Origin of the sequence: Ancylomarina sp. (assembly GCF_041555295.1) — a bacterium.
Classification (GTDB): domain Bacteria; phylum Bacteroidota; class Bacteroidia; order Bacteroidales; family Marinifilaceae; genus Ancylomarina.
Map to the genome: position 1 here is coordinate 1 of NZ_JBFFKR010000229.1, position 5,555 is coordinate 5,555.

At 34.6% G+C, this 5,555-nt stretch carries 7 protein-coding genes; 5 read left to right on the forward strand and 2 right to left on the reverse strand.

Going from position 1 to position 5,555, the window contains the following annotated elements:
* The 3 genes from asnS to ABY905_RS13415 form a co-directional block, all read left to right on the forward strand.
* Positions 1–1,078, forward strand: a 1,078-nt coding sequence (asnS, locus tag ABY905_RS13405; protein WP_372644711.1) for an asparagine--tRNA ligase, incomplete at its 5' end; no start/stop codon positions are given.
* Between the two features lie 483 nt (positions 1,079–1,561).
* Complete coding sequence (gene rpoN / locus ABY905_RS13410; protein ID WP_372644713.1) at positions 1,562–3,016, forward strand: RNA polymerase factor sigma-54; 1,455 nt, start codon at positions 1,562–1,564, stop codon at positions 3,014–3,016.
* An 18-nt stretch (positions 3,017–3,034) separates the two neighbouring features.
* Positions 3,035–3,637 carry a hypothetical protein gene (locus tag ABY905_RS13415; protein WP_372644715.1) on the forward strand — a complete coding sequence of 201 codons (603 nt, stop codon included), beginning with the start codon at positions 3,035–3,037 and terminating at the stop codon, positions 3,635–3,637.
* Between the two features lie 56 nt (positions 3,638–3,693).
* Here the strand turns inward: ABY905_RS13415 and ABY905_RS13420 are convergent, their stop codons facing one another.
* Complete coding sequence (locus tag ABY905_RS13420) at positions 3,694–4,113, reverse strand: SPOR domain-containing protein (RefSeq protein ID WP_372644717.1); 420 nt, start codon at positions 4,111–4,113, stop codon at positions 3,694–3,696.
* A 14-nt stretch (positions 4,114–4,127) separates the two neighbouring features.
* The gene (locus ABY905_RS13425) at positions 4,128–4,541 is read right to left on the reverse strand and encodes an SPOR domain-containing protein (protein ID WP_372644719.1); all 414 of its coding nucleotides are present in this window, start codon (positions 4,539–4,541) and stop codon (positions 4,128–4,130) included.
* A gap of 245 nt (positions 4,542–4,786) precedes the next feature.
* On the opposite strand from ABY905_RS13425, the gene ABY905_RS13430 reads away from it, so the two are divergent.
* Entirely contained in the window at positions 4,787–5,173 is a 387-nt protein-coding gene (locus ABY905_RS13430; protein WP_372644721.1) for a methylglyoxal synthase, read from the forward strand.
* A gap of 133 nt (positions 5,174–5,306) precedes the next feature.
* Positions 5,307–5,555: hypothetical protein (locus ABY905_RS13435; RefSeq protein WP_372644723.1), on the forward strand; the 249-nt coding region annotated here is incomplete at its 3' end.

Genomic DNA, 5,555 nt, shown 5'->3' on the forward strand with positions numbered 1-5,555 from the left:
TCATTTACGTTTCCGTACCAATACCTTTTCAGCAGTATTTCGTATTCGTCATGCCATGGCTTTTGCTGTGCACGAGTTTTTCAACAAGAAGGGATTCTTCTACATGCACACACCACTTATCACCGGTTCTGATGCCGAGGGAGCTGGTGAAATGTTTAGAGTATCAACTTTAGATCCTAAAAATCCGCCTTTAAACGAGGATGGAAGCATTAACTATAAAGAAGATTTCTTTGGTAAGGAGACCAACCTAACCGTTTCTGGTCAGCTAGAAGGTGAGCTTGGTGCTATGGCTTTGGGTGAAATTTACACCTTTGGTCCTACTTTCCGTGCCGAGAATTCAAATACAACCCGTCACCTTGCTGAGTTCTGGATGATTGAGCCAGAAATGGCATTCTACGATATTGTAGACAATATGGATTTGGCCGAGGAGTTTTTGAAGTATATGATTAAGTATGCTTTGGATAACTGTATGAGCGATCTTGAATTCCTAAGCAAGCGTCTTCAGGAAGAAGAAAAAGGCAAGAAAGCTGCAGACCAGTCGATGGAATTGATTGAGAAGTTGAGATTTGTATTGGAGGACGACTTTGTTCGTTTGACTTACACTGAAGCTATCGATATTCTGCGTAACTCTAAGCCAAACAAGAATAAGAAATTTCAATATGTGATTGAAGGTTGGGGAGCTGATCTTCAATCGGAACACGAGCGTTACCTGGTTGAGAAGAAATTCAAAAAACCTGTTATCCTGATTGATTATCCAAAGGAGATCAAGTCGTTCTATATGAAACAGAATGATGATGGAAAAACCGTAGCGGCTATGGATATTCTATTCCCAGGTATTGGCGAAATTGTTGGTGGGTCTCAACGTGAAGAAGATTACGATAAATTAACAACTCGCATGAAAGAGATGGGTGTTCCAACTGAAGATCTGGATTGGTATTTAGATACTCGTCGTTTTGGAACGGCAACTCACTCAGGTTTCGGATTAGGTTTTGAGCGTATGATGCTGTTTGTTACTGGTATGGGTAATATTCGCGACGTAATTCCTTTTCCACGTACACCAAAGAATGCTGAATTTTAATATTTCAGATCAAAATATAATATCAAGTCGGTTCATAATTGAATCGACTTTTTTTGTGCTTAATTTTACTTCAATACATAATCTTCTTGAGGCATTTCTCCATTCTTTGACTCCGATCAGAAACCGTGAGAATTAATTCAAACTATCCATAGAGATTACTTTTTGGGGATCGCATTAAAACATTCTTCCTTAGTGTTCTCTGCGAATTAACTTCGTGTTCTTTGCGCTTGATTCTTAAGTTTGTCTTTTTCGAATAATCATACAGATTTATTTAATAATGAAACTAATTGTTGAGTAAATAACAAGCCAAAGAAGCAACAATTCAACAATCTATTTGTGCTGATTCCATCATTCTGAGTATATTTAGCCTTCAAACATGACGATTAAGGTTTTTGGCACTTTTATTGTCTACGAGAATTGCATGGTGATCTTTTATTTCATCTCAAATCTTATTATCTCAAATCTATTAGTCTACAAGAATATATGCTGAAGCAGAGCCTACAACAAAAATTATTACAAAAGTTATCACCTCAACAAATTCAGGTGATCAAACTTTTGGAGCTTCCTACTCTGCAACTCGAAGAAAGAATAAAAAAAGAGTTGGAAGAAAATCCTGTTCTTGACGAAGGTGGAGGTGAAGAAACTGTTCAGGATGATTTTCAGGAAGAGGATAAGGAAGTAAAAGATAAAGACCAGGAAGAATTTTCACTGGAAGATTATATGGACGATGATGACACACCTTCATATAAATTAGCTGCTCAAAACTTTTCTAAAGACGATAAGCACGAGGATATTCCTTTCTCTGGAGGGACAACCTTTCATGAACAATTAATATCTCAGTTGGGGCTAAGAATACTAACACCTGAAAAAGCTGCTTTGGCCGAATATCTGATTGGTAATATAGATGAAGATGGCTACTTGCGCCGCGATATTGATAGTATCGTTGATGATTTAGCTTTTTCTACAGGTATAAATACGACCTTTGAAGAATTGGTGGAGCTGCTACATGTTATTCAGGATTTTGATCCTGTTGGTATTGGTGCTCGCGATTTACAGGAATGTTTACTGCTGCAAATCAAACGTAAGGGTTCCCATAATCCAGATGTGAAAGTTGCTCATCAGATACTTAAAAAATATTTCGATGAATTTACTCGCAAGCATTATGATAAAATTCAGAAACGTTTAAATCTAAACGATGAAGATTTTAAATGTGCGGTAGATGAGATTTTAAAGCTAAATCCAAAACCCGGTGGTGCCTTTGTTAATCCAATGTCTAAGCCTTCGCCAACTATAATTCCTGATTTTATTCTCGAAGAGGAAGATGGAGAATTGAATTTAAGTTTAAATTCTCGCAATGTTCCCGATTTGCATATCAATAGATCTTATGCTGATATGATTCACGATTATTCTACAAATAAGGATAATCAATCACGGGAACAGAAAGATGCTGTCATGTTTGTCAAACAAAAGCTTGATTCAGCCAAATGGTTTATTGATGCTATTCGTCAACGCCAAAACACCCTAATGTTGAGTATGAAAGCCATTATTGATTTTCAGCGTGAGTATTTTATAGAGGGTGATGAAAAGAAATTGAGACCCATGATTTTAAAAGATATTTCAGAGCTAACCTCTTTGGATATTTCAACGATTTCACGTGTTTCAAACTCTAAATACATTCAAACACATTTTGGTATTTTTTCATTGAAATATTTCTTTTCAGAAGGTTTACAAACCGATACTGGTGAAGAAGTATCTACTCGTGAAATTAAGAATATTCTTAAAGAGTGTGTCGATAATGAAGACAAGAAAAAACCACTTACCGATGATAAGCTGACTGCAATTCTGAAAGAAAAATCTTACGTAATTGCTCGAAGAACAGTAGCTAAATATCGTGAACAGTTGAATATTCCTGTAGCGCGATTAAGAAAAGAACTCTAAAATAAACAGTTGAATTCCATGAATAATTCCAGAATAATATCGGGGCTTGCCCATCCTATACTAATGCCCTTATATGCCATATATTTAATTTTCCATTCCAATACTTTTCTCGATTTCACACCACTGACATTGGTAAAGGCTATATATATGATTGTTTTTATTACGACCATATTATTACCTATAAGTTGTTTACCTCTATTAAAATCCTACTCACTTATCAGTAGCTATAGTCTGACTGAACGTAAGGATAGAATGATTCCTTTGGCTTTGGCAATCTTATCCTACAGTTTAGGGTTTTATCTTTTGATGAAGTTACCTGGAACAAATATATTCGCACGTTTACAGCTTGCAGGTATTATTAGTTTGACTTTACTGTTGATAATCTCTTACTGGTGGAAGATAAGTCTGCATATGGCGGGTATTGGCGGTTTATGTGCTTTAATATTCGCATTCTCCATACGTTTTTCCACTTCACTGCGCACCGTATTTATGATGGCTATTTTGGCAGCAGGCCTTTTAGCCTTTTCACGTCTAAAATTAGAAGTACACAAGCCAAGTCAAATTTATGTGGGTTTCCTATTAGGGTTCACAGTTGTCTGTGGAACATTCTTGTTTCAATAGGCATTTAATCTTAACATATAAAAGCACAAAAAAAAAGAGCTCATATGAGCTCTTTTTTATTCTTTTAAAATCCACAAATCAGGTTTGTGATTCAATTTTTTTAATCTTTTTAATTCCCTTACGGCTACCTTCTTATTAGAGAATGATTGGATGACAACTCGGTATTTACCATTTGTTTCAATTACTCTACAGGGGTAACCTTTTTTATAAAGTTGCTGGCTCAAGTTTAGAGCCGTATTTTTTCTTTTACTACTTCCTCCAACGATATGGTAGTTAAACAAGGCTCTGTTCTCAAGAATTTGAGTTAAAGAGAACTTTTGGGATAATTGTTGACTGTCAGCCGAAGGAGCTTTAGGTATTTCTCTATTTGCCGTAAGCTCAACAATATTAGTTCCATCAAGTTTTGTCAGTTCTTTTTTACTGCAAGCTGATAGGATTAATACAAGTGAAATTAAGCTGTATTTAAACGACTTCATAGGATTAAATATAGTTAATGCTTTATATGCAACCAAACACGTTCTCGTCCTTTGGTCGATCGTGCTATTTTCAATTCTTTGAATGCTTCATCACGCTTAGAAAATCCTTTATAGGATACACGGTAAAAATTGTTTGGTGCAGGAATTATCTGAGAATCATAACCTTCTTTCTGAAGCTTAGATTGCATTCTTTTCGCGTTAGCTTGATTTTTAAAACTTGCCGAAATCAAAAAATATTTATTTATGGCTTTTTCTACGACTTCTTTAGGAACGACCTTCTCAGTAGGTTTTTTGTGTTCTTTTTTAGCCTTTACAATTTTCTTAGTCGTCTTTGGGTTTTTCAAGGTTTTCTTTTCTTCCTTGCAGGCACTCATCCCAATAGCTAAACAAAGGAATGTAATAAATAGTATCTTATATCTTGTATTCATATGGGTGCAAATTTAATATAATGAAAATCAAATTACTAACAAATATAAGAGATTTCGCTAAACCCCAAAGCTATAATAATCATTATTTAACTTTAGAATATCTATTTTTATGCAGAATGTAATTATTTTTGAATGACGCTTAAAAGTTTAAGTTAAAACGACCAGTGGTTTTTCAAATATGTGTGTATCTGCTCATTATTTGAAACCAGATATTCAGAGAACTCAAAAAACTAATAATATAACGTATGAAAAGAATTGCTTTAGTCGCTCATAACCAGAAGAAAAGTGAAATGTTAGCTTGGGTGAAACGTCATAAGGACGAATTGAAAAAGCACAAATTAATTGGGACTACGAATACCTCAAAATTACTGAACTCGGTTTTAGATCTTGAAGTTGAGGGATTCGGCCATGGACCCAATGGAGGAGATATTCTTTTGGCTGCTCAAATATTAGAAGGTAAAGTTGATGAAGTTATCTTCCTGATCGACGCTGAAACACCTCACGGGCATGAGCATGATATCCAAACATTAATCAGAACTGCAGTACTCAATAATGTACCTATAGCTTTGAATTTAGCGACTGCAGATTTCTTGGTTGAACTTAATAAAGCTGAAAGAGATAAAGAAGCTTAATTGGATTAAATTTTTATTAATATTCTTTGTGAAAGATGTTTAAAAAGCTCATAATAAACTGATTTATTGTGAGCTTTTTTTCGTTTATTGGTAGCTTATTACTTACTACGCTAATGACTAACCCCAGCCACTAATGAAGGACTTTTACACATATAAATTTAACTCAGAGTTAAATATTCTTTATAAGTTTTACTATGGACCAATTTCCTTAGAAGATATCTTTTCTTCCTGGGAGCATGCGTTTAATAATAATATAATACCAAGTGATATAAAGGGATTTATTCTTGACTTTAGAAAATCAACTTTTGATTTTAAAGTGGATAGGTTTATTGATATATCAAATTTTTACAGGAAGCATATTGATATTTTTAGAGGGACAAAA